The following is a 25,221-nucleotide window of genomic DNA, read 5'->3' as shown; positions in this document are numbered from 1 at the left end:
AAGCGCAGACCGGTGCTGCTTTCGTAGGCTGGATAAAAGTATTGGGACATCAGATGGCCATCATTGAATCGAACGTCTCCCCGTCCAGCCAGGCCTTCCAGGCCAATCGCGACGAGATGCTGAGGCTGCTGGGCCGCGTTCGCGAATACGAGCACAGGAGCTCGACGACCTCGGGCAAGTCGAAAGCCAAGTTTGACGAACGTGGTCAGCTGTTACCACGCGAACGGCTTGCCGTCTTACTTGATCGCGGCACGCCGTATCTCGAACTCAGCGCACTCGCCGGACTAGGCCTGGACAAACCCGATCTGGCGGACAGCGTGCCAGGCGGCGGAATCATCGGTGGCATCGGCTTCGTGTCCGGCGTGCGCTGCATGATCATGGTGACCGATTCAGGCATCGGCGCCGGCGCCCTGCAACCAATGGGCCTGAACAAGGTCCTGCGCATGCAGGAAATCGCGCTGGAAAACAAACTGCCCTACCTGCAGCTGGTGGAGAGCGCAGGCGCGAACCTGATGGCCTATCGCGTCGAGGAATTCGTGGCCGGAGGCAATCAGTTCCGCAACATGTCCCGGCTCTCGGCCGCCGGCCTTCCCATCGTGACGGTGACCCATGGATCATCCACCGCCGGCGGCGCCTATCGCACCGGCCTGTCCGACTACACGGTGATGGTGCGGGGCCGCACGCGCGCGTTCCTCGCCGGCCCACCCCTGCTGAAGGCGGCCACGGGTGAAATCGCCACCGAAGAAGAACTCGGCGGTGCCGTCATGCACACCAGTGTCTCCGGCCTGGGCGATTATCTGGCCGAGGACGACCGCGACGCCATCCGCATCGTGCGCGAGCTGATGGCCAACATGGACTGGAATCGCGGCGAGGTGCCGCAGCCACGCACGTTCGAACCTCCGTGTTATGACGGCGAGGAATTCCTTGGGCTGATGCCCACCGACCACCGTCGCCCTGTGGACATGCGCGAAATCATCGCGCGGCTTGCCGATGGCTCGCGCTTCCTGGAATTCGGAGCGAACTACGGCCCGGCCACCGTCACCGGGCACTTCACCCTGCACGGCCATCCGGTGGGCGTGATCACCAACAATGGCCCGCTTGATCCCAACGGCGCCGCCAAGGCCACCCATTTCATCCAGGCGTGCTGCCAGTCCGGTACGCCATTGCTGTACATGCACAACACCACCGGCTTTCTGGTCGGCCGCGAATACGAGCAGGCCGGCAGCATCAAGCACGGCGCGAAGATGCTGCAGGCCGTCGCCAATGCCAGCGTTCCCCAGGTCACGCTCTACTGTGGCGCGTCCTTCGGCGCAGGCAATTACGCCATGTGCGGCCGGGGACTGCATCCCCGGTTCTGCTTTTCCTGGCCCAATGCCAAGACCGCCGTCATGGGCGGCGAGCAGGCCGCAAAGACCATGAGCATCGTCGCCGAGGCCGGAATGCGCCGGAAAGGCGAAGTGGACAGGGACAAGCTCGATGCGATGGAGCGACGCATCATCGAGCACTATGCATCCCAGCTGGATGTGTTCACGACCAGCGCCCATCTGCTGGATGACGGCGTCATCGATCCGCGCGATACCCGCGCCCTGCTTGGCGAGGTCTTCGCCATCTGTCGCGAGGCTTCGTCCCGCCAGACACACCCGATCCAGTTCGGTGTTGGCCGCCCATGAACACGCCACGTTCGACGCCTGTCCATTCGACGACCGTGATTCCCGCGGCCCTCCTGTCGACTCCTTTCAGCAAGATCCTGATCGCCAATCGCGGAGAGATCGCGCTACGCGTGATCCGGACCGCGCGCCGCATGGGTTACCGCACGGTCGCGGTGCATTCGACCGTGGATGCGGGCGAACGACATGTGCGCGAAGCCGACCAGGCGGTGTGCATCGGCGAGGCTGCGCCGGCAGCGTCTTATCTCAACGTGGCTGCGATCATCGACGCGGCCAAACGCAGCGGCGCCGATGCAGTGCACCCCGGCTATGGATTCCTCGCCGAGAACGCTGCATTCGCGCAGGCCTGCAGGGACGCCGGACTGGTGTTCATCGGGCCTTCGCCCGATGCGATTACCTCCATGGGCGACAAGGCCGGCGCCAAGGACATCATGGGATCGGCGGGCGTGCCGTGCGTCCCGGGTTACCAAGGCCCGGACCAATCCGATGCACGCATGCTGGCCGAGGCCAAGGGCATCGGTTTTCCGGTCATGATCAAAGCGACCGCGGGCGGCGGCGGACGCGGCATGCGCCTGGTGGGCTCTGTCGACGAGTTCGCCGACCTGCTGCGCAGCGCGCGTTCTGAAGCACAGAACGCTTTTGGCGATGGCCACGTGATTCTCGAACGCGCCGTGGTCAAGCCGCGCCACATCGAGATCCAAATCCTCGCCGACCGCTATGGCAACGCCATCCATCTCGGCGAGCGCGATTGCTCGGTCCAACGCAGGCACCAGAAAGTCATCGAAGAAGCGCCCTCGCCCGCGATCGACGAAGCCACCCGCCAGGCCATGGGGACAACAGCCGTCACCGCGGTCAAGGCGATCGGCTACGAAGGGGCCGGCACGCTCGAATTCCTGCTGGATGGCGACGGCGATTTCTATTTCATGGAAATGAATACCCGGTTGCAGGTCGAACATCCGGTTACCGAATTCGTCAGCCAGCTGGATCTGGTGGAGCTGCAGCTGCGTGTCGCTGCAGGCGAACCCCTGCCGCTGTCGCAGTCAGAGGTTGTCAGCGATGGCCATTCCATCGAGGTCCGGCTCTGCGCCGAGGACCCGGAGAACGGCTTCATGCCGTGCAACGGCACCATGCTGCGCTGGCAGATGCCATCGACCCTGCGCGTGGAGGATTCGTTGTTCCCGGGGGCGGTGGTATCACCGTTCTACGATTCAATGGTGGCCAAGCTGGTCAGCCACGGTCGTACCCGCGAAGAAGCCCGTCGCAAACTCGTTACTGGCCTGGAGGCAGCCGTTGCATTGGGCCTCACCACCAACCAGGCATTCCTCCTGCGCTGCCTGGAACACCCTGTGTTTGCCGCAGGGGGGGCCACCACCGCGTTCATTGCCGACCACCTGGACCAACTGCTCGAAGTCGATGCCGCGGTCGTCGAGCGCAGCCTCGCCCTGGGCGCCCTGCTCTTGGCCCGCGATGAAGCCGGGTCTGCGCCAGCGACGTCGCCAAGTTTATGGGCGCCGCGCGCTGCAGTGCTCGCGTTCGAGCATGCCGGCCTGCAGCGCACCGCCTCCATCAATCCCGACGATGGCAAGACCTGGCGTGTGGACATGGGGGAACAGGCCTTCAGCGTGAACATCATCGCCACGACCCAGGACCGCGTGCGCTTCAGCTGCGATGGTCTTGCCGAAAGTGCCAGCTACTGGCGCGATGGCGATGTGCTGTTGTTGCAGCAGCTTGGACGGGTGGTGCAGCTGATCGACAGGACCCGAGCGGCCACCAGCTCGCAGGACGAAAAGCCCGCCGGAGACAAGTTGCGTGCCGCGATCAGCGGGCGGGTAGTCGACGTGTTGATCAAGGCAGGTGACGCAGTCACCAAGGGGCAGCCCATGCTCACTGTCGAGGCGATGAAGATGGAGTACGTCCACCATGCCCCCGCAACCGGGGTGCTGAGCGCGGTGCACGTTAGCGTGGGCGAGCAGGTCACCTCGGGCAGCCTGTTGGCCGAACTGGAGATCGAAAGCCTGCCTCCCGGATGACAGCCGCACCGTTGCACAAGTCCAACGGCGGCCCTGCTTGTCGGGGCGGCTTGAAACCCATCAGCAACCCGTCAGGAGTCTTCATGTTTTCTTCCGAGCACGTCGCATTGCAGGACAGCGTTCGCCAGTTCATCGCCCGCGAAATCGAGCCCAATATCGACGCATGGGAGGAAGCTGAGATTTTCCCTGCGCATGAACTCTTCAAGAAGCTCGGCGACGCTGGGTTTCTGGGCGTCAACAAGCCGACCGAGTTTGGCGGCATGGGCCTGGACTACAGCTACGAGATCGCCTTCTGCGAAGCCATCGGCAACGTCAGCGCCAGCGGCATCGGCATGGCCATTTCGGTCCAGACCGACATGGCCACTCCGGCGCTGACCCGGCACGGCAGCGATGAATTGAAGGAGGTGTTCCTGAAACCAACGATTGCCGGGGATTCGGTCGTCTGCCTGGGGGTTTCTGAAGCCGGGGCCGGGTCGGACGTCGCCTCGATCAAGACGCGTGCGGTGAAGGATGGTGACGATTACGTCATCAATGGTTCCAAGATGTGGATCACCAACGGCATGCAGGCCGACTGGATGTGCCTGCTGGCCAATACCGGCGGCGAGGACATCCACCGCAACAAGTCGCTGATCTGCGTCCCACTGCGCGAGAACGGAAAACTGCGGCCTGGCATCACCACACAGAAGATCCGCAAGGTGGGCATGTGGCTCTCCGACACGGCGCAGGTCTTCTTCGATGATGTGCGCGTTCCACAGCGCTATCTCATCGGCGAAGAGGGCAAGGGCTTCACCTATCAGATGGAACAGTTTCAGGAAGAGCGGCTCAGTGGTGCCACCCGCAGGCTGGCCGCGATGACCAACGTCATCAACCAGACCATCGACTACACCCGTCAGCGCAAGGTGTTCGGTGGATCGGTGCTGGACAATCAGGTCGTTCACTTCCGCATGGCCGAACTGAAGACCGAGGTGGAGCTGCTGCGCTCGCTGGTCTACCGGGCAGCCCAACTGCACATGGAAGGCCAGGACATGACCGAGTTCGCCTCCATGGCCAAACTCAAGGCCGGACGCCTGTGCCGCGAGGTGACCGACTCCTGCCTGCAGTACTGGGGTGGCATGGGATATACCTGGGACAACCCGGTGTCGCGCGCATGGCGCGACCTGCGACTCGTGTCCATCGGCGGCGGCGCCGACGAAGTATTGCTCAACATCATCTGCAAGAAGATGGGCATCCTGCCCAAGCGTCCAGGGCGACCCTGATCATTTCGCGGCCCCTGCGCCCGGCGGGGTGTCCGCCCCGCCCCACCCACACTGGTATTGCACCAGCGCTTCCGCGGGGCGGCTCGCCGCATAGCGCAGGAACATCGTCACCACCTCATTGCGCAGACGTGGAAGGTCCACGATGGTCTTCTGCTGGAAGCTCTGCAGCATGACGCCGCGCAGCGAGCCAAGCAGCAACGTCGCGGCGGCCTTGGAATCGATGTCGGCACGCACATCGCCGTTCTGGATGCCGATGTCAAACAGCCGCCGCAAGTACTTGATCGAGCGCTCGTTGTAGGCGGCCAGGTTGGCGCCAGCTTCGGAATCGTCAGTGGTGCCCTCTGCCATCAGGATCAGCAGCGCACGCGTGTTGGTCCATTCGGCGTGGCTCCGCCCCAGGTAGGCCTCGATGAATTGCGCGATGGCAGGCAGCCCTTCGCTGCTCTCTAGCCGCTGGCCGAACGAGGCGATGAAATTGCGTCCGATATGCATGGCCAGCGCCTGCAGCAACTTGGGCTTGCTGCCGAAATGGTGTGCGACCAGGCTACGACTGTAGCCCGCCGCCGTTCCCACTTCAGCCAGTGTCATCCCCGCCCAACCCTTGCGCGCAACCAGTAACAACGCGGCGTCCAGCAGGCGTGCCTCGGCTTCCAACCGGCGTTGTTCTTGGGTCCGGCGGGTCGGCGACTTGTCGGCCAGCGCCGCGGCCGAAAGCGGCGCCGTTGCCTCAGCCTTGACCTGTGCCCGACGCAGGATCCTGGCATGTTTGACGGGCGTTCGGACGTCAGCAGGAGGACGTTTCTTGTAACTCATCGGCATCCATCGTTGATCAAGCCTGCAGGATGCGCAGGCGTATGGGTAAGAAGTCGACTCCCGTGCCGGCATGCGCCCAGCATGATTGACACGCCAACAAGCTGAAAGCCCCTGCGAAACGCCCGTTTCACGCGTGGCCGCCAACACCCCACGCATCCGGCACCGCCACCCAGCTAAAGTTGTGTTCAAACTTGCTGGTCAATCAACTAGTATCTTACCTGAAGCACGCTCCACGGAATGTCGGGACGTGTTGCCGCCATGTGCCCCCACCGCATGGACATTTCGGCTGAGTTGATCGCGCCGCGAGTCACCAGGAGGAAATGATGAATGCTTTCACCGCTGCAGGTGCCATGACCCAGCTCTCACCGGCGCATCTTGCCCAGGGTCCGGCACCGCTTCACCGGCGACAGGCCATGTGGATTCACCCCGAGCGACTGGTCTATGTGGGGCTGGTCGGGCAACCCTCGCCCCGCACGCTGGGGTCCTACACGCTCTATCTGTCTCTTGATCGTCCGCATCGCCTCTTGATGGACGGGACCGAGCACACTGCCTGGCTATCGGTGGTGCCCCCTTACGCCTGCCACCAGCTGTCCTCCGACAGGGGCACGATCTGTGCGCTCCTGATCGAGCCGGAATCGGTAGATCTGGGACACGCATTGGCCTTCATGCGGATGTGCGACCAGGCAGAGGATGTTCCTGACGCGCTGCGCCGTTCGGTTGACTGTTTCATCGAAAGTCCAGGCTATGGTTTTGGCGACACCCAGAAGTTCGACAACTTCTTCTTCGGCCAATGCCTTGCCGAGCGCAAGGTCGATCCACGTATCCACCACGTTCTCAGGGCGGTGCAGGATCGTCCCGAAGGCCAGATTTCCGCGGCCGACTGCGCCGCGCGCATTCACTTGTCGGTCTCGCGGTTCCTGCATCTGTTCAAATCGGAGATCGGCATCTCCTTTCGTCACTACCGCGCCTGGAAACGCGCACGCAGCATCCTGCGTTGCGTGACCCAGCAGGCCAACATGGTCGATATCGCGTTGGATGCCGGATATCCGGATTCCTCGCATTTCAGCCATTCGATGCGTCGTTACTACGGGCTGTCACCGCGCTCGATCTTCATGGGCAGCCGCAAGCTGACCCTGCTGGATGGGGCCGCCGCCACGGTCTAGAGGCTCCGGGTGACACCCGGCTTGCCTCTCATTTGGGGCATCCAGCTACTGCACACAAGCAAAGCCTGGCAGCGAGCCGATAGCCTCGTTGTCACGGCAAGCCCTGCGAGCGCAGCGCCGCCGATCGACCAGGAGGGCGACGGTGAGTCGCCTGGAGCAACCCCATGATCCGAACCAGTGACCAGACCGTTCGGAGAGGCGCACGATGACCCATGTAGAGACGAGCGTAGAAGACGGCATCGCCACGCTCAGTCTGTCCAACCCGGGCCGCAAGAACGCCCTCAGTCCGATCATGCGGATGGAACTGGATCAGACGCTTGATCGGCTGGGCCAGGACCCGCAGGTACGCGCCTTGATGCTTGTGGGGGCAGGCACCGATTTCTGCTCCGGCGGCGACATCTCTGCCATGTCGTCGATGGCCGACAGCGATGCGGAACGTTTCAGGGCGCGGATGCTCGACCAGCATCGCACCTACCGGAAACTGCTGGAGTTCGATCGCCCAGTCATCGCCGCCGTCGACGGTGTCGCCTTCGGTGCGGGATTCAGCCTGGCCATGGCGGCCGACTTGGTGATCGCATCTACGCGCGCGCGGTTCTGCCTGTCCTTTGCCAAGGTCGGTCTGGTGCCTGATCTCGGGATTTTGTACACGCTGCCCAGGCTGATCGGCATGGCGCGCGCCCGTGAGCTCATCTATTCGGCCAGGGAACTGGACGCTGCCCAGGCGCGCGATCTTGGACTTGTCCTCGAAGTCACCGGCGCGCAGGACCTGATGTCCAGAGCGACGCAGTACGCCCGTTCCATGGCCGGCACATCACCCGTGGCGTTTTCCCTAACCAAGATGCTGCTGGCACGCAGTTACGAAATGGATCTGGGCACCCTGCTGCACGCCGAAGCCAGCGCTCAAGGCATTGCCTTCACCTCGGCCCACGCCCAGGAAGCCATCGGTCGCTTCATGCGCCGAGAGCCGGGCCAGTTCCAGTGGCCGGACAGTGCGCCCCCGGACGGGGACGCAACAAGCGCGAATTGAGCGCACGCATCCGCTCGCCGACGTGTGCCAACACAGGGTCACTTTCGATCCGAATCTCCCACAAAGGATCCCCCGCATGACCTTGAAATCGCTCAACTTCGACCTGGGTCCTGACATCGACAGCCTGCGCGAGGCCGTCCACGCCTTCTCCCTGCGCGAAATCGCCCAACTCGCTGCGCAGACCGACCGCGACAATGCATTTCCCAACGCTCTCTGGCCCCGGCTAGGGGAGCTAGGTGTCCTTGGACTCACGGTCGAGGAGGAATATGGCGGCACTTCGCTGGGCTACCTCGCGCATACGGTGGCCATGGAGGAAATCTCACGCGCCTCGGCCTCGATCGGGCTTTCCTACGGTGCGCATTCGAACCTGTGCGTCAACCAGTTGCGCAAGAACGGCACTCCCGAACAGAAAGCCAGGTACCTGCCCAAGCTCGTGAGTGGCGAGCACATCGGCGCCCTGGCGATGAGCGAACCGGGCGCTGGATCGGACGTGGTCAGCATGAAACTGCGGGCCGACAAGCGCGGCGATCACTACCTGCTCAACGGCAACAAGATGTGGATCACCAACGGCCCGGACGCGCAGACGCTGATCGTCTACGCCAAAACCGATGTCTCGGCCGGATCCAAGGGCATCACTGCTTTCATCATTGAAAAGGACTTCCCCGGATTCAGCACTGCACAGAAGCTGGACAAGCTGGGCATGCGCGGCTCGAACACCTGCGAGCTGGTGTTCCAGGACTGCGAAGTCCCCGCAGAAAACGTGCTGGGCAGCGTCGGCAGCGGCGTCAAGGTCCTGATGTCCGGCCTGGATTACGAACGCGTCGTCCTGTCCGGTGGTCCGCTGGGCATCATGGCGGCCTGTCTTGACCTGGTGTTGCCCTACGTCCACGAACGCAGGCAGTTCGGCCAATCCATTGGCGAATTCCAGTTGATGCAGGCCAAGCTGGCCGATATGTACGTCGGTTTCAACGCCTGCCGTGCCTACGTTTATGCAGTGGCCAAGGCTTGCGACCGTGGCGAGACCACGCGCAAGGATGCCGCCGGCGCGATCCTGTACAGCGCCGAGAAGGCCACCTGGATGGCAGGCCAGGCGATCCAGGCCCTGGGCGGCAACGGCTACATCAACGAGTTCCCCGCTGGACGATTGTGGCGCGATGCCAAGCTCTACGAGATCGGCGCGGGCACTTCCGAGATCCGTCGCATGCTGATCGGTCGCGAGCTCTTCAGCGAGACCCGGTAATGACGGCGCTGACTTCCAGGCTGGACACCAACAGCGACGAATACAGGACCAATCGCAGCGCGCTCCTGCGCCTGGTGGAGGAACTGCGCGCCAAGACGTCCAAGACCTGCCTGGGTGGGCCGGAAGCGGCGCGCGAGAAGCACACCGCACGCGGCAAGCTGCTGGTCCGTGATCGCATTGACCTGCTGCTGGATCCAGGTGCACCGTTCCTCGAACTTGCACCGCTGGCCGCGCATGGCATGTACGACGACGAGATCGCCTCGGCGGGCGTGGTGGCCGGCATCGGCCGCATCCAGGGCCGGCAGTGCGTGATCGTCGGCAACGATGCCAGCGTCAAGGGCGGCACCTACTACCCCATCACCGTCAAGAAGCATCTGCGGGCGCAGGAGATCGCGCTCGAGAACCATCTGCCGTGCGTCTACCTAGTCGACTCCGGTGGCGCGTTCCTGCCGATGCAGGACGAGGTGTTCCCGGACAAGGAGCATTTCGGACGGATCTTCTATAACCAGGCCAACCTGTCGGCGTTGGGGATCCCGCAGCTGGCCTGCGTGATGGGTTCCTGCACGGCCGGCGGCGCCTACGTACCGGCGATGTCCGACGAGGCCATCATCGTGCGCGACCAGGGCACCATCTTCCTGGGCGGCCCGCCACTGGTGAAGGCCGCCACTGGTGAAGTCGTGAGCGCCGAAGACCTGGGTGGCGCCGATGTGCATACCCGCATTTCCGGTGTTGCCGACCACCTGGCGGAAAACGACCGCCATGCGCTGTCGATCCTGCGCAGCCTGGTCGGCAATCTCGGCGCTCGACCCGACAGCGCGCCGCCGCAGTCCAGTGAAGACCCGCGCTACGATCCCGACGAACTGTATGGCGTCATCCCGGCCGACACGCGCAAGCCCTTCGACGTGCGCGAAGTCATCGCACGCGTGGTGGACGGCTCGAGGCTGGATGAATTCAAACCCCGGTTCGGCACGACGTTGGTCACCGGCTTTGCACACATCCATGGCTATCCGGTAGGCATCCTCGCCAACAATGGCGTGCTGTTCTCCGAATCTGCGATCAAGGCGGCGCACTTCATCCAACTTTGCACGCAGCGAAGCATTCCGCTGGTGTTCCTTCAGAACATCACCGGCTTTATGGTCGGGCGCAAGTACGAAAACGAAGGCATCGCCCGCCACGGCGCCAAGATGGTCACTGCGGTCGCCACGACCCAGGTCCCGAAATTCACGGTTCTCATCGGTGGCTCCTACGGGGCCGGGAACTATGGCATGTGCGGTCGGGCGTATGGACCGAGGTTCCTGTGGACGTGGCCGAACTCGAGGATCTCGGTGATGGGCGGTGAGCAGGCCGCTGGGGTGCTGGCCACAGTTCGTCGTGATGCGCTCGAACGCCAGGGCAAAAGCTGGAGCGCCGAGGAGGAGTCCGCGTTCAAGGCGCCGACGCAACAGCAGTTCGATGTCCAGGGCAGCCCTTATTACGCGACCGCCCGCCTCTGGGACGACGGGATCATGGACCCGGCACAGACCCGGCGCATGCTGGGCCTGGGACTGGCCGCCGCGGCGAACGCGCCGATACAACCGACACGCTTCGGCGTGTTCCGCATGTGAGCGCGATATGAGCGGCAACCTTGTGCAGATCGAACGTGCCGATGGCGTGGCCCATGTCTGGCTCAATCGCCCGCAGGTGCACAACGCATTCGACGAGCACCTCATCGCGCAGCTACACCAGGCGTTCGTACAGCTGGATACCGACGACACTGTCCGCGCCGTCGTCCTGGGCGGTCGTGGAAAGAGCTTCTGCGCGGGTGGTGATCTGGACTGGATGCGGCGCATGGCCGATTTCAGCCAGGCTGAAAATCTGCAGGACAGCGGTCGGCTGGCGGCCATGCTCGGTGCCCTCTACCGCCTGCGCAAGCCGACCATCGCACGGGTCCATGGGGCTGCGCTGGCCGGTGGAACCGGCCTGGCAAGCGCCTGCGACATCGCCGTCGCGACACCGGCTGCCAGTTTCGGGACTACCGAAGTGCGCATCGGCCTGCTGCCTGCGACGATCGCACCGTACGTCATCCGGGCCATGGGCGAGCGGGCCGCACGCCGCTACTTCCTAAGCGGCGAACGCTTCGACGCCGAGCAGGCACTTCGCGTCGGCCTGGTGCATGAAGTCTGCATCGCCGATGTGCTCGATGCCAGGATCAGGCAGCTCCTTGACGCCCTGCTCCTGGGGGCGCCGCAGGCGTTGTCCGGATGCAAGCGACTGATCGCCGACGTCGCCGGCCATCCACTGGATGAAGCCTTGATGGCCGACACGTCACGACGCATCGCCGATGCACGTGCCAGCGCGGAGGCCCGCGAGGGCATCGCGGCATTTTTTGAAAAGCGCAAGCCAATGTGGGGCAACTGATATGTTCACCAAGATCCTCATCGCCAACCGCGGTGAGATTGCGTGCCGCATCATCCAGACCTGCCGCCGCATGGGGATCGCCACCGTTGCGATCTATTCCGAAGCCGACGCTGGCGCGCGCCATGTGAGGCTGGCCGACGAGTCGTTTTGCGTTGGTCCTGCCGCCTCGCGCGACAGCTATCTGCGGGTGCAGCACATCATCCAAGCCGCGCGCCACAGCGGCGCGCAGGCGGTGCACCCAGGCTACGGTTTCCTGTCGGAGAACGATGCGTTTGCCGACGCCTGCGCCGAGGCCGGCATCGTGTTTATCGGCCCGCCCGTTGAAAGCATTCGCGCCATGGGCAGCAAGTCTGCAGCCAAGACGCTCATGGCCGGTGCTGGCGTTCCCCTGGTGCCGGGGTATCACGCAGAAGACCAGGCTCCCGGCGTGCTGCAAGCCGCGGCCGATGGCATGGGCTATCCAGTGCTGATCAAGGCTTCGGCTGGCGGTGGCGGCAAGGGCATGCGCGTCGTCCAGTCCAGCGAAACTTTCCTGGCCGCGCTTGAGTCCTGCCAACGCGAAGCCAGGACCTCGTTCGGCGACGACCGCGTGCTGCTGGAGAAATACCTGCAGCAGCCCAGGCACGTAGAAATCCAGGTGTTCTGCGACCAACACGGCAACACCATCAGCTTGAACGAGCGCGACTGCTCAGCGCAGCGTCGCCATCAGAAGGTCGTCGAAGAAGCTCCGGCGCCCGGCCTGGATGCCGAACAACGTGCGGCCATGTCGCGCGCGGCCTGCGATGCGGCGCGCGCGGTGGGTTATGTCGGCGCCGGAACCGTGGAATTCATTGTCGAACCGGGCGGTGCGTTCTACTTCATGGAAATGAACACCCGCCTGCAGGTCGAACACCCGGTCACCGAAATGATCACTGGACAAGACCTGGTGGAGTGGCAGCTACGCGTGGCCGCCGGCGAAGCCCTGCCGCTGACCCAACAGCAGGTGCCGTTGAACGGGCATGCCATCGAAGCGCGGATCTATGCGGAGGAGCCTGAGAAAGGTTTCCTGCCGTCGATCGGGCGCCTCGTGCATTTTCGCGCGCCACTCGCTTCTCCTCACGTGCGCCTAGATACCGGGGTGGAGCAAGGCGACCGGATCACGCCCCACTATGACCCGATGATCGCCAAGCTGATCGTGTGGGACCACTCGCGCGAGGCTGCCATCGAGCGGATGCTCAAGGCTTTGGGCGAGCTCCAGATCGTCGGGGTTGGGCACAACATCGCCTTCCTGTCCCGGCTCATCGATCACCCGGTGTTCCGCCAGGGACATGTCGACACTAGCCTGATCGAGCGAGCCGGCAATGCCCTCACTTCCACGCCGCAGCAACCGCCGGTCGAGGTGTTCGAAGTGGCTGCGCTCGCGCTCGCAGCGCATGAACGTGATGCAAACGCGCGCGAACCGCATTCGCCCTGGGACAGCGCGGATGGATGGCGACTCAACGGCACCCACCATCGCCTGCTTGCATTCTCTGCAGGCGACCAGTCGGTCCAGGTGCGCCTTGGTTACGCGGGACCGCACTATCTAGTCGACGGCGTGCACGCCACCCTGCAGCGCCTTTCATCCACACGTTCACGTGTGGCAGTGGGCGATCGAAGCTCTGAAACCACGGTGGTCAGGCTCGAGCCGCAGGTGCATGTGTTCCTGCGGGGAGTTCATTACACGCTTACCCATGTCGACCCCCTGACCCACGCTGGCGACGAAGAGGATGTGCAAGGCGGCCTGACCGCGCCCATGCCCGGCAAGATCATCGCGCTGCTCGTCGATGCAGGATCAAAGGTCAAGAAAGGCCAGGCGCTGTTGGTGATGGAGGCGATGAAGATGGAGATGAGTATCGTGGCACCCGCGGACGGCCAGGTGCTCGCCTATCGCTGCGCAGTTGATGGACAAGTGGTAGAAGGCGCCTCGCTGGTGGACTTCGAGGTCAGCACATGAGCGCACTGCCAACAAAGGTGAAGATCGTGGAGGTCGGTCCACGCGACGGCCTGCAGAACGAAGGCCAGATCGTGCCAACCGAGATCAAGCTGGCCCTCATCGAGCGTCTGGTCATGGCGGGAGTTCGCCATATCGAGGCCACGGCCTTCGTGTCCCCGCGCTGGGTCCCGCAGATGGCCGATCATCAGGCGGTGATGCAGGGCCTGCCGCAACGGGCAGGCGTGCACTTTCCAGTCCTGACGCCCAACCTGCAGGGGTTCGAAGCCGCGGTCGCGTCAGGCGCCCGGGAGGTGGCGGTGTTCGGGTCCGCCTCCGAAGCGTTCTCGCAGAAAAACATCAACTGTTCCATCGCCGAAAGCCTTCAGCGTTTCGAAGCAGTCATGACCCGCGCCAGCGCGGAGCAGATTCCGGTGCGCGGCTATGTGTCCTGCGTGCTGGGCTGCCCCTATCAAGGCGAAGTGGCGCCTTCCGCGGTTGCCGAAGTGGCTTCCGCGCTTTACGACATGGGCTGCTACGAAATCTCCCTGGGCGACACCATCGGCGTGGGCACTGCCGGCAAGACCCGGCGCATGCTGGATGCCGTGTCCCGACGTGTCCCGTTAAACCAGCTGGCCGGGCACTACCACGACACCTATGGCCAAGCACTGACCAACGTGCTGGCCTCGCTCCAGGCCGGGGTGTCGATCTTCGACGCTTCCGTCGGCGGCTTGGGCGGCTGCCCCTACGCCACCGGCGCCTCGGGCAACGTGGCGACCGAGGACTTGGTGTACCTGCTCCACGGCCTGGAGATCGAGACGGGTATCGATCTTGAGCGGTTGGCCGCTGCCGGAGACTTCATCTGCCAGTTTCTCGGCAGCCCCACCCGCTCGCGCGTTGCCCAGGCCCTGGCAGGCGGCGGCACGCCGGCGACCTGATCGCGCGCGCGCGTCTGCCGTCCCGGGATCACCTGTACGCCATGCCGTGCAGCCAACGGAGTAGCTCCTGATGTCAATCGAACGCGACGTAATGACCTATGACGTGCTGATCGTCGGCGCCGGCCCCGCGGGCCTATCCGCCGCGATCCGCCTCAAACAGCGCGCCGCCGAGGCGGGAAGCGAATTGAGCGTCTGCGTGGTGGAAAAAGGCAGCGAGGTGGGCGCACACATCCTCTCGGGCGCGGTCTTCGAGACGCGCGCACTGGACGAGCTCATCCCAAACTGGCGAGAGCTCCACGCCCCTGTGCAAACGGCTGTGACACGTGACGAGGTGTATTTCTTCACCAGCGCCGAAAAAGCCATCCGCATACCGGGTGGGCTGATACCAAAGCCGATGCACAACACCGGCAATTACATCATCTCGCTGGGCCAGTTGTGCCGATGGCTGGCCACCCAGGCCGAGGCGCAAGGCGTGGAGATCTACCCGGGTTTCGCGGCTCAGACTCCGATCATCGATGCCGGCATTGTCCGCGGCGTCACCATCGGCGACATGGGCGTTGGCCGCGACGGAAAGCCCAAGCCCGAGTTCACGCCCGGCCTGGAATTGCGCGCCAAATACACGTTCTTTTCCGAAGGCTGTCGTGGACATCTGGGCAAGCAGCTGATTGAGCATTTCAACCTTGCGGCCGATGCCGATCCACAGCACTACGCCATTGGACTGAAGGAAGTGTGGACCGTCGAGCCGGAACGCCACCGCCCGGGCTTGGTCGTGCACGGCACCGGCTGGCCACTCGACAGCGACAGCTCCGGCGGCTTCTTCCTGTATCACGCCGAGAATCATCAGGTCTTCGTCGGCCTGATCGTTGACCTCAGCTATCGCAACCCCTACCTGTCTCCCTTCGAGGAATTCCAGCGATTCAAGCACCATCCGATCGCCAAGCAGGCGCTGGAAAACGGATCACGGACCAGCTACGGCGCACGCGCCATCGTCAAGGGTGGCTTGAACTCGCTGCCACAGATGTCATTTCCAGGCGGCCTGTTGATCGGCGATGACGCAGGAACGCTCAACTTCTCCAAGATCAAGGGCAGCCACACCGCGATGAAGTCGGGCATGCTGGCAGCAGACACCGCAGCCGATGCACTGCTTTCCGGCAGCGAGGGTGGTGACGAACTCACCGCATACAGCGAAAAATTCAAGGCCAGCTGGTTGCACCAGGAGCTGCGCACAAGCCGCAATTTTGGTAGCCACCTGCATAGGTTCGGCCCAGTCCTCGGGGGTGGCCTGAATTACATCGAGCAGAACTGGTTTGGCGGCAACTTTCCATGGACTATCCGCGATACCGTCCCCGATCATCAGACCCTGAAGCTGGCGAGCAATACCAAGCCTACCGTCTACCCCAGGCCCGACGGCAAGCTCAGCTTCGACAGACTTTCGTCGGTATTCCTGTCCAGCACCAGTCATGAGGAAGATCAGCCTCCGCACCTGACCTTGAAAGATCCCACCGTGCCTGTCCGGCACAATCTGCCGCGCTACGCCGAACCAGCTCAGCGTTACTGTCCCGCCGGCGTGTACGAGATCGTGGACCAGGACAGCAGGCCAACCGCGCCTGCAGATCAACGCGCAGAATTGCGTGCATTGCAAAACCTGCGACATCAAGGATCCCGCCCAGAACATCGTCTGGATCGCCCCTGAAGGCGGCGGCGGCCCCAGTTACGCCAACATGTGATCTCGACCGGGACCTGCCTCAACTGAACTGTCCATCCGTCTGCCCGAATGTCGGCTTGCGGTCGAGGCTGTGTAAAAACGCCTGACCACCCAGCGCGGCCGAGTTGCCCATGCATACGCCATGTCCGTGCGGACGATGGCATCGCCACTCTCAGGCCGCGATTGCTCTCAACATGCCAGGCATGCCGATGATCTTGATCATCCGCTTCATGTTGTAGGCCAGCACCGCCAGGCTGATCTCTGCTCCGACCTTCGGCAACGTCTTGGTTAGTAGCGGCGTGGTGCCCAGCCACGCCTTGAGGGTGCCGAAGACATGCTCGACCGTCTGCCGTCGCGCAACGGCGACCTGCGGCCTGGCGTCGAGTCGCAATCTGCATCGCCTCAAGCACGTGTTCGTGCTCCCAGCGGCTGATTCGCCTGTAGCGCGCTGTGGTGCACTGGTCGCGCATCGAGCAGTCTGGACAGGCGGATGACCAATACTTGCGCAGCGTCAGGCCGTTTTCTTCGCTGGTGAAGCGATGCGTGGCCTGCTCGCCGGCCGGGCAACGATAGGCATCCAGCGCCGGCTCGTAAACGAAGTCCCGCTTGTCGAAGCGCCCTTCGGCTTTGCTGTTCGAGGTCAGCGGCTTGAGCACGAGCGGGATGATGCCGTTTTGCTCGCAGGCCAGGATCTGTGGGGCGTTGTAGTAACCACGATCGGCCAGTGCGGTCAGGTGGCCGGTGCCCAACGCGGCTTTGGCCTGGAGTGCCATGGGCGCAAGCTGCGTCCGATCATGTCCGATGTTGGTGACCTCGTGGGCCACGATCAGGTGATGCTCGGCATCGACCGCGGCCTGCAGGTTGTAGCCCACCGTGCCGTTGGCGCGCCCCGTCGAGGTCATCGACCTAGCATCGGGATCGGTCAGCGAGATCTGGCGATCGGGCGCTTCCTGCAACTGCTGTTCGATGCGATCCAGCGCCGCCATCTGCTCTCGCACCTTGGCCAGCTTGTCGCGGAGCTGCGGGACGCGCGCCTCGGGCAGCAGTGCCGGATCGCGGTCCGCCCGATCCAATTCGGCGAGATAGCGGGCCACGCTCTCGCCGAGCTGGCTGCGCCGTGCCCTGACCTTGCCGACTGTGAAGTTACGATCGCGGCTGTTGACCGCCTTGAACTTGCTGCCATCGATCGCGACCACGGCATGCGAAAAGACCTTCATCCTGCGACACAGCGTGGTGAAGCGGCTGCACACCGCCACGATGGCGGCGCCGTTGTCCTTGCGGAAGTCGGCGATGGTCTTGAAGTCCGGTGCCAATCGTCCGGTCAGCCAGATCACCTCCAGGTTGCGTTGCGCCTCGCGCTCCAGCCGGCGGCTGGACTGCACCCGGTTGAGGTAGCCATAGATGTAGATCTTGAGCAGCGCGGCCGGGTGATAAGCGGGTCGGCCACCAGCGGCGCGGCTGGCGGCCTCGAAGCCCAGTGACCCGAGATCCAGCGCATCCACGAAGGCGTCGACGAGGCGAACGGGATTGTCCTGGTGGACGTAATCCTCGAGCCGATCAGGCAGGAGAAGCGCCTGGGTCCGATCCACGCCATCGACGAATCGCTTCATGATCAGCACCAATCGAAGAGTGTCTTGATCTTGCCAGCGATGCCTGGGTTTTCACACAGCCTCGGTCGGAAGCGGCCCTACCCCCGATAACGGCGCCTAATCAGCTCGGGAAAAGAAGGCGGCTTGCCGCACTATTGGACAGCCCAAGTGCCTGCGTAAGCTGGATAAATTCCAATACGTCCAGGCGCCGCGCTCCAGCTTCGATAGCTGAAATCCGCTGTTGAGGCCAGCCGAGCTTTCGGGCGATCTCGCCCTGAGAGGCGCCAGACCGCTCCCTCATCTCCCGCAGCTTGAGCACCAGACCGCGATAGTGCTCCTGATAGATCGTCTTAGTGGCCATTGCTGTCGTCGCTGAACGCGACAAGCAATCTATGAGCTAGCCACCGGTTACATGAAAATCATGTGGCTTTGATACGAGCCAGTTGCTACGCTTGTCCCAAGACACCGTGAGGTACGCGTGGCTCGTGTCCGCACTCAATTGACTTCTCTTAAGCCGCACCCGGCACTGCTGCGCGCCTCTGAGCGAATTGGATTGATTGGGACGGCGGCGTGGTGCGCGATCGGGCTCGCAACTCGCGAACCGCGACCAATCACCGCGCGACTGCCCCTGACACTAGATCTGCTCCAAACGCTCGAAGACGCTGGGATTCTGGCGCGCTGTTCAAGCGATACTCCCAATGCGCAACGCGCATTGTACGACCCAATAAGTTGGCTCAATCGCGACCATGGCACGCCTGCCGGCGCATTGCAGCGAGCGCTAGAACAAGCGTTGCAGCTGCGCGTCAAGGATGACCGTTCATCGAGTGAAGCCCTATGGAGTCTTTTGGTCGACGCCGATAGTGAAGCCTATCTTCTCCACCTATTACAGCGTCACCAAATGGCGAATCTAGATCCGAACCCATTGATCGCCTCAATAAGGCGCGAATGGGCGCCCTATTCGCTTGGCCGACGCCGCTACCTGGCCTGGGCGGGACTGCGGCACGCGGCCGCATGCCTCCTACGGGAGAACTTCGATGCTACCGCAGCCTACTCGATGCTAGAAACGCAGATCCAGCGTCGTGGAAGGTGGCTTTTCGCCAAGCAGGCTGCAAATGAGATTGCCGAAGACGACTACTGCTTTGTGCCAGATTCAAACTGGCGACACCCGCTACTGCTTGAGATTTTCTTGGAACGTGTCATGCCAATGGGAAGACTCTTCTGGAGCAAACCCCCACCGCCGAAACCAAGGCATGGCTAGTCCGTCACCCGTCGCTACTGGGCGTTGTACCAAACGCGGGCGCGAAAAGCGGCTCAGGGGGATAGCGGTCGCGCTTAGGTGCCTTTTCGCCACGGATGGCTAAGAGGAGAGCCGTGTTGTCTCGGACAACAACCGTCGAAGTTCTTCGCTCCAGCGCCCCAGTCTTACTGCAGCCACCTCTAACGGCTCAACATGCAGAATGCACGCAGCTGCGCATTTCGCTCAGGGAAAGCCCGACGCCGCCATCGCGCATGCAGCCAGCCCCACGCACGACGGCCGGGATCCGGAACTCGTGCATACTCCAAAGTCGAGCCTGAAGCTCTAAATATAAGCCAGAGCCGATACGCGGCGATGAAGGCCCCGAGCCGCACAGAGGAGGTCAGGTGCCCGGAACGCGCAGGCCGATTCGGAGGATTTCTCCCACCTCCGATCCCGATAGACCATCCTTGCGAATGCAATTCCCAAAGGATCAGAGTGCCTAGTCCGTGGTCATGATAGTTAGACCAATTACGGGTGCACGCCGTAGTCAGATCTCTTCGCCAATGTGCTTCAACTCGATCAGCAATATTGCGGCTCCTTTCAAGAGATTTCCATTCTTCGAGCCACATGAAGACATCGTAGATTTCATCGTCAGCCTCTAATGTTCTATGCACATAGTCTGGGCTGGATGGCATCGCCGGCTGTAGTAGCAGCATGTGCTTGGAACAAGCAATGCTGCGTACGTCAATCCAGGTGCACATGGTGGGCCAGCGTCTGTTGCCAAGCTGATCAATAAAGCAGATTGCGCAATGACGGCGCCGATACTCCGGCAAGCTCCTGAAAGCCGCCGGCACCTCGGAAATTGATCCAATTTTCGCTGGTACCCCTGTCCAGGTGATTCCGCGGGCTGGCCGCTCGGGCTCGCGGATATCAGAACCAATGATTTCCAACCACGATTTTTCGTCGAACCCTAGAAGTAAGCGGGTAGCGCTAGACCAAGAGCAAAACGACTCACCCTCTGCGGGAAGAGCCAACACCGGATATTTTTCAAAGTCCACTAACCCACCGCCGGATTCGGAGTCATAAGGAGCTCGGCTCGCTCAAGAATTGAGCGAGACAAGCACGGCTCGTCTTCAGAGATCGCGATAATGCTGGCGCGTATGAGTACGCGCAGGATGTCGTCGGTCGTGCAGAAGTTATGACTCAAGAGCCAACGTAGATGCTCTCGCTTATCGAGCCCAGACGGTGACGGCAACGGCAAATACCTCTCGACCCCTTTCAAAAATGACCGGAAAGAAAGCGATTCTTCCCAGCGAGATAGCTTCAGGTGTGTAAAACGGGATCCAAGTTGTTCATCGGACGCCAAGACGTTCCGCCAATTCATCGTCGTTGCAATGGACAATGCAAATCCCGCGTTACTTAGCGACTTGAGCGTGGACAGACAGATGCTTACTGACTTCGGGCCACCATTTAAAAAATTTCCTGCTTCGTCTATTAATATTTGCCTCACTCCAAATTGCTTGAGAAGCCTGCAGAGCTCCTTATCCATGCCCACACCGCGACGCAACTTGAAGTCAGGCACGCACGCATCAGCTAAAAGATTACATAAATCAACATGACTGCCCGTAGAGGAAACTTCGACGTGCATCACGCCCTGATACTTCCTTCCTTCATCATCCCTGCTTTCGGAAGCCAGCGAATCCTTATAAAACTTGAATATTCTGGACTTCCCCATTCCTGAATCTCCAACAATATGAAGGCCCAGCGGACGCCCTTTTCCATACTCATGCTCGTAAGCGTCGGCGAGCCAAGCTAGAGCCGCATTCGAATAGTGATTGTGGACGTACGGAAAGTTCTTTTGTCGAAGAAATGAGATGCGGCTGCCTTGAGATTCCATATGGACTTCCACCTCAGGCGCAAGATGAGCGAATGAATTCAAGGCAGATCCTCCAATGAACTGTTCGTCGCGGCAACTTCCTCGTCGTAGATATGCGAGTTAATTTTTTTTACGTATGGAGGCGAACCAATTGGAAACGGCTTGTAGGTAATAGGGCTGCCAAATTCAAGGCCGGCAGCGTAGACAGGCACTTCAACTTCTTGGTCGAAGTTGACCGGGTCCTTATCGACAGGCGAGTCATGTTCCGAACCGGGTATTTTCTGCGCCTCGTTTGCTTTTCGCTTGGCATGATCTCGACGTGCTCGCTTTGACTCCGTCAAGGCGTTGTCGACCAGTTCACGCTGCTCCCGTAAAGCTTCAAAAATACGCTTCGTGCTAAACTCGCCTTTGGCTTCTTTTCGAAGAGAGCGCTTTGCGGCGTTTAGCTCATGCTTCGAAAATGAACCCATCGTACGATCTACGGAAGGAATTTCTATATAGGAGTCGCCATCCGCCATGAAGATTCGAGACAAGTCTCGATCGTTACTATGAAACATGTATTTTTTTTTGTTTCCAATGAAGCCACTCAATGCTGAATCCCAATAGCGGAGTGTATTGAGGCTGATGCCGTCAGTCCTTACCATGCGTTCAGTGGTTGGAAGGAAGCCAATGAAGAAAGACTTCGGGTCACTTATCAGACGGGGCAATTCAATACTTCCGTCTTTTTTTCTCCATGCCTCATCCCACATCATTCTTGGCGTTGCGCCCTGTAGCCCTCGGTGTTGTTCATTGTGATACTTTCCGGCAAGCTCAAGGATGATCCAGCTGTTTAGCTCGGACATCGTGAGGGCGGCTGATTCTTCGGAATCATAGTCACCCCTCTCGACAGCGTTGGAGAATGATGTTCCAGGCAGAAGTTTTACTTTTCTACTGAATGTTCCAATGAGCCTTTCAATGTAGGCGCCGTAATGAGGCTTCCTGACTGGCCTGATATTAACTCCAATTCCAAACCTCTGGCACTGAGCCTTTACCTCCTTCGTGTGGAATTCTTTGGCATTATCCCAGTGGATGCTCTCCATCATTCCGTACATCGGATAATCAACGCTTACCGAAATTTCTTTTAACCAGTTTTGCTTTGGCCGGCAGGCATGGGAAATCGTCAATCCCACGGCGGTATGGTTTGGCGCATCCAGAGAAAGATGAAAGCCCATGATGCACCGCGTATACACATCAATCGCTAGTGTTATCCAAGGTCTTCCTATCACTTGGCGTGTCTCGGGATGAACGACGTGCACATCCACTCTGGCATGATCTATTTGAACAACTTCAAGTGGACGGCTAGTGACGAGACCCGTCGTCGCCGGCTTTAGCAGTGCATCAGCTTTGTGCATGCCATATCTTTTTCTCATTTGTTTGATCCCGTGCTGAGATCTGATTCTGGCTCTTACGGCAGAATATGACGGCGCCGAAAGACCAGCCCCCTCACAGAGTTCGTCAACGCGCTGTTTTACTGCGCTTATTGGCTTTCTCTCAGGAGATTCGTAAATTTCAGATGTCGCCAGATCAACAATCTTCTCGATCGGTGCAGGTAGAGACCTTGTGCCGGGTGCGCGTCCAGGCGGGGTATTTATTTGAGCGCCGGGGCTCGGGTCACTCCGGAATATTCGATAACGCCGTTGGGCAGTCCGGAGGCTTACGCCCATCGCTTTTGCCAGTTCGCTTAGCGAGTGACTTCCAGATTTGCTCTCCATACCCTTGAATCCGGACGCCCAGTCTGCGCATCGCTTTTCAAGGACAGGGTCTGCGCACGTAAGGTGCGGAATGACGCGCATTTGTGCGTCCTCCAAATAAGGAGCCAGGTCAGCCACGCTCGCCCAGACAACTTCATCGCTACCCATAAACCGGACCTGGATAAGGTCGCCGGATGAGATGGAGACGACGACGACGCCTCGGTTGAAATACGCTGCCCTCGCCCCTGCAACAACTTCAAATGTGGAGGTTGAACCGGTGATTCTCTTTTTTTTCTTCATCTCAGACTCCAATGAGGCAAATAGCTCCCGCCCCTCTTGACGACGAGGGGATGAACTGGCAGGCTGCCCCCATACGGCGCAAACTGTATGGTCTTTGAAAAGCTCGAGCTTGCCGGCTCGGGCTTTTCTGCTTTCTGCCTAAAGATGTAGTGCGATAATCAGCTCATATGCATTTCTAAGCCTCCGAAATAGCGTCGATGCGCCGCTTAGGTTTCCAATTGTTATCACAGTCAGCCGAATATGCGATTCGTCACTGGTTTGCCAGTCCTCATGTGAAACGTCAGGCGGGTGGGCATGACGCATTCCTTCGCAGTTATGCCGCGATGTTGGCTATATGCGCTGTAAAACTCACAACTCCTACTGCGCGGACGATTGGTTTTGCGCAGTGGCTCAGTGCCAAAATTCATTCATGCTTTAGACAGCTTGTGATTTCACTGTCGACTTTGCGCGCCAAAGCGAGTTCACGGTCAATGAGTCTCTTTGTTTTTTTATGCTGTCGCTCCGTGAGCTTTTTGCCGCTATAGCGTCGCATCATGGGTTTTTCGCCATGCTGAAGACGGTCTACGATCTCTGTATGCACGCAGAATCAAGCACTTAGCTGCTCTTTGGCACGCGACAACGTTTAAAAACGCCGACAAGAGTGCGCGGAACTAAGTTTTGATCATTGACGCCCATTTTCGATCAGGATTAATGGATAAATAACATTTCGCGTAATGATCGACGATTACTGCCAAGAACCCATTTGAACTAGTGAGCTTCAATGGACAACGGCTGTTGTTGTTGACTGCTGTTCTTTGCAGAACTTCTTCCTACCCGGACGCAGGGTTCTTGCATTTCCCAGGCAGAACACCAAATCGACCAGGAACTCACGCAGAAATTCATGCCATTGGGACACCAACTCGCACCTGCCTTACTTAGGTTAGGCTGCAAATTCTGTTGGGGATTTGCCACTATCCGCACACGAGTCCCCGCGGAGGCGCCAGATTCGCTCCAGGCCAAGGGCATAGAACGAATCCGAAGGAGACGTTAAGCGCCGCGCCGGAGCGCGTGCTGCCCGTTTCATGACAGGGACTTTCCCCACGGGGTGCAGAGGCTAGATGGTGACCTCCGATTATGATCACTTACTGCCGATCGAACTTGCCGCTGCGCAAGAACGCGCGAGGTTGGCGGCGCAGTGGCCAGTGGCGGCAGTAGTGTCCAAGGCGATTGATCCTACCCGCGAAGGCGTCCGGTCAGTGGCGACGGAGCTGCGTCGGCAATGGCGACTTCTCGCGGTATTCACGGATCCGCCCTCGTCCCAGTACCGCTACCCCACGTGGCAGTTCCGGGAAGATGGCCAGCCCATCAGCGAGTTGCACGACATCCTGACGGTCATGCGGGAAAAAGGGCCGTTTATTACGGATGATCAGGGGCGTTCGACCGGCTGGGGTGAGGTGGAGTGGTTTATGACTCGCCACGTTTTGCTGGATGGTGCGACTCCTGAGGAGATGCTCAGGACCGATCCTGCTGCGGTCTTGCGTGCAGCCCTCGTCGAGTTCGACGGGGACGAGGAATAACCCCAGTCCCTGCTCACCGCTGCGGGCGCAGACGGCGACGAATCGCCGCCAGTTGTTTGGGGGTGAACCCGTCGCCGTACTGCTGCAGGAGTGTCACGATCTGGGCGTGGGCGCTGTTCACCGCAGAGAATTTTGGGCAATCCCGGCGGAGAGTCTGGGCAATCAATGCAGATGTTTCTGAGCAGCTTTGAACACACGCAGACACTAGTGGTACACGATGAACGCTATGCCGAAAAAATTAGGCAATTTTACCCAGTCGATCCTGCAACCGGGCTCGGTAAAGCTGTGAATTTTTGCGCGTCATCCGACTAAGTCACCGCTTTACCATTCACCTCCGAGAAGTACGGCTCTGCACCAAACCCCGCTCTACTGGTGGCATTCTTCCGCGGACACGCTTGAACACGATGGCCAAGCAGCGCTGTGCGCCGACAATGAGGTCGCCGAAACACTGATCCAGCGGCGTTTGCTGGAATAGACGACATCGAGGGCATTGCGGGTCCTGAGCGGGCGGTTAGGAAAGTTAGCGACCGCACCACCCTAGAACGCCTTAAGTAGAAGGCCCCAGAGAGCCGCGGCCCTGGCGGAACGGAAACGTCGCGCTCAATTGTTCCCGACGTCAGTGTTGAAACCGCTCTAACCCAGCACTGTTGTCTGCAGCCCCAATGAGCTGCGGGGCTTCGTTTGAATCGGGTTTAGGCGGGCAACTGATATCTGGGTAGCTCTGCCGGTCAGCTGGTCCTAGCCCCGTT

Annotated in this window: 16 protein-coding genes and 2 pseudogenes; 13 read left to right on the top strand and 5 right to left on the bottom strand. The window is 60.8% G+C overall.

Annotated elements, in window-relative coordinates; genetic code table 11:
- Positions 1-53: 53 nt before the first annotated feature.
- From O8I58_RS03220 to O8I58_RS03210, 3 genes are all read left to right on the top strand, one after another.
- Positions 54-1,670 (top strand): acyl-CoA carboxylase subunit beta, encoded by a 1,617-nt coding sequence (locus O8I58_RS03220; RefSeq protein WP_298320625.1) that lies wholly within the window; start codon positions 54-56, stop codon positions 1,668-1,670.
- Positions 1,667-3,697 (top strand): acetyl/propionyl/methylcrotonyl-CoA carboxylase subunit alpha, encoded by a 2,031-nt coding sequence (locus O8I58_RS03215; RefSeq protein WP_298320624.1) that lies wholly within the window; start codon positions 1,667-1,669, stop codon positions 3,695-3,697. The genes O8I58_RS03220 and O8I58_RS03215 overlap by 4 nt, the downstream gene beginning before the upstream one ends.
- An 83-nt stretch (positions 3,698-3,780) precedes the next feature.
- Positions 3,781-4,953, top strand: a complete 1,173-nt coding sequence (locus O8I58_RS03210; RefSeq protein WP_298320623.1) for an acyl-CoA dehydrogenase family protein — start codon at positions 3,781-3,783, stop codon at positions 4,951-4,953.
- On the opposite strand, the gene O8I58_RS03205 is transcribed toward O8I58_RS03210, so the two are convergent.
- Positions 4,954-5,766, bottom strand: a complete 813-nt coding sequence (locus O8I58_RS03205; protein WP_298320621.1) for a TetR/AcrR family transcriptional regulator — start codon at positions 5,764-5,766, stop codon at positions 4,954-4,956.
- A 323-nt stretch (positions 5,767-6,089) separates the two neighbouring features.
- Here O8I58_RS03205 and O8I58_RS03200 point away from each other — a divergent pair, with 323 nt between their 5' ends.
- The 8 genes and pseudogenes from O8I58_RS03200 (at position 6,090) to O8I58_RS03165 (ending at position 16,206) form a co-directional block, all read left to right on the top strand.
- On the top strand, positions 6,090-6,929 hold the full coding sequence (locus tag O8I58_RS03200; protein ID WP_298320619.1) for a helix-turn-helix transcriptional regulator: 840 nt from the start codon (positions 6,090-6,092) through the stop codon (positions 6,927-6,929).
- A 205-nt stretch (positions 6,930-7,134) separates the two neighbouring features.
- Complete coding sequence (locus O8I58_RS03195; protein WP_298320617.1) at positions 7,135-7,956, top strand: enoyl-CoA hydratase/isomerase family protein; 822 nt, start codon at positions 7,135-7,137, stop codon at positions 7,954-7,956.
- Positions 7,957-8,032: 76 nt separating this feature from the next.
- Positions 8,033-9,196, top strand: a complete 1,164-nt coding sequence (locus O8I58_RS03190) for an isovaleryl-CoA dehydrogenase (protein WP_298320615.1) — start codon at positions 8,033-8,035, stop codon at positions 9,194-9,196.
- Positions 9,196-10,800: a carboxyl transferase domain-containing protein gene (locus O8I58_RS03185; protein ID WP_298320614.1), complete on the top strand. Its 1,605-nt coding sequence runs from the start codon at positions 9,196-9,198 to the stop codon at positions 10,798-10,800. The genes O8I58_RS03190 and O8I58_RS03185 overlap by 1 nt, the downstream gene beginning before the upstream one ends.
- Before the next feature lie 7 nt (positions 10,801-10,807).
- The gene (locus O8I58_RS03180) at positions 10,808-11,593 is read left to right on the top strand and encodes an enoyl-CoA hydratase/isomerase family protein (protein WP_298320613.1); all 786 of its coding nucleotides are present in this window, start codon (positions 10,808-10,810) and stop codon (positions 11,591-11,593) included.
- A gap of 1 nt (position 11,594) precedes the next feature.
- Positions 11,595-13,565, top strand: coding sequence for an acetyl/propionyl/methylcrotonyl-CoA carboxylase subunit alpha (locus O8I58_RS03175; protein WP_298320611.1), 1,971 nt, complete (start codon positions 11,595-11,597; stop codon positions 13,563-13,565).
- Between the two features lie 5 nt (positions 13,566-13,570).
- Positions 13,571-14,479, top strand: coding sequence for a hydroxymethylglutaryl-CoA lyase (locus O8I58_RS03170; protein ID WP_298322688.1), 909 nt, complete (start codon positions 13,571-13,573; stop codon positions 14,477-14,479).
- Positions 14,480-14,549: 70 nt separating this feature from the next.
- Positions 14,550-16,206: pseudogene (locus O8I58_RS03165) on the top strand (electron transfer flavoprotein-ubiquinone oxidoreductase).
- Positions 16,207-16,356: 150 nt separating this feature from the next.
- On the opposite strand, the pseudogene O8I58_RS03160 reads toward O8I58_RS03165, so the two are convergent.
- Both O8I58_RS03160 and O8I58_RS03155 read right to left on the bottom strand, forming a co-directional pair.
- Positions 16,357-17,794, bottom strand: a pseudogene (locus O8I58_RS03160) (IS1182 family transposase).
- 100 nt (positions 17,795-17,894) lie between these two features.
- The gene (locus O8I58_RS03155) at positions 17,895-18,134 is read right to left on the bottom strand and encodes a type II toxin-antitoxin system RelB family anti-toxin (RefSeq protein ID WP_298320610.1); all 240 of its coding nucleotides are present in this window, start codon (positions 18,132-18,134) and stop codon (positions 17,895-17,897) included.
- A gap of 117 nt (positions 18,135-18,251) precedes the next feature.
- Here O8I58_RS03155 and O8I58_RS03150 point away from each other — a divergent pair, with 117 nt between their 5' ends.
- Positions 18,252-19,031: a hypothetical protein gene (locus O8I58_RS03150; protein WP_298320609.1), complete on the top strand. Its 780-nt coding sequence runs from the start codon at positions 18,252-18,254 to the stop codon at positions 19,029-19,031.
- Positions 19,032-20,067: 1,036 nt separating this feature from the next.
- Here the strand turns inward: O8I58_RS03150 and O8I58_RS03145 are convergent.
- Together O8I58_RS03145 and O8I58_RS03140 are read right to left on the bottom strand one after the other, a co-directional pair.
- Complete coding sequence (locus O8I58_RS03145; RefSeq protein ID WP_298320607.1) at positions 20,068-20,949, bottom strand: TniB family NTP-binding protein; 882 nt, start codon at positions 20,947-20,949, stop codon at positions 20,068-20,070.
- Positions 20,946-22,916 (bottom strand): TnsB C-terminal domain-containing protein, encoded by a 1,971-nt coding sequence (locus O8I58_RS03140; protein WP_298320606.1) that lies wholly within the window; start codon positions 22,914-22,916, stop codon positions 20,946-20,948. The genes O8I58_RS03145 and O8I58_RS03140 overlap by 4 nt, the downstream gene beginning before the upstream one ends.
- Positions 22,917-24,013: 1,097 nt before the next feature.
- On the opposite strand from O8I58_RS03140, the gene O8I58_RS03135 reads away from it, so the two are divergent.
- Positions 24,014-24,472: a hypothetical protein gene (locus O8I58_RS03135; RefSeq protein WP_298320605.1), complete on the top strand. Its 459-nt coding sequence runs from the start codon at positions 24,014-24,016 to the stop codon at positions 24,470-24,472.
- Positions 24,473-25,221: the final 749 nt, after the last annotated feature.

This window comes from Pseudoxanthomonas sp. (assembly GCF_027498035.1).
Classification (GTDB): domain Bacteria; phylum Pseudomonadota; class Gammaproteobacteria; order Xanthomonadales; family Xanthomonadaceae; genus Pseudoxanthomonas_A.
This window is presented reverse-complemented; position numbering and strand designations above follow the sequence as displayed.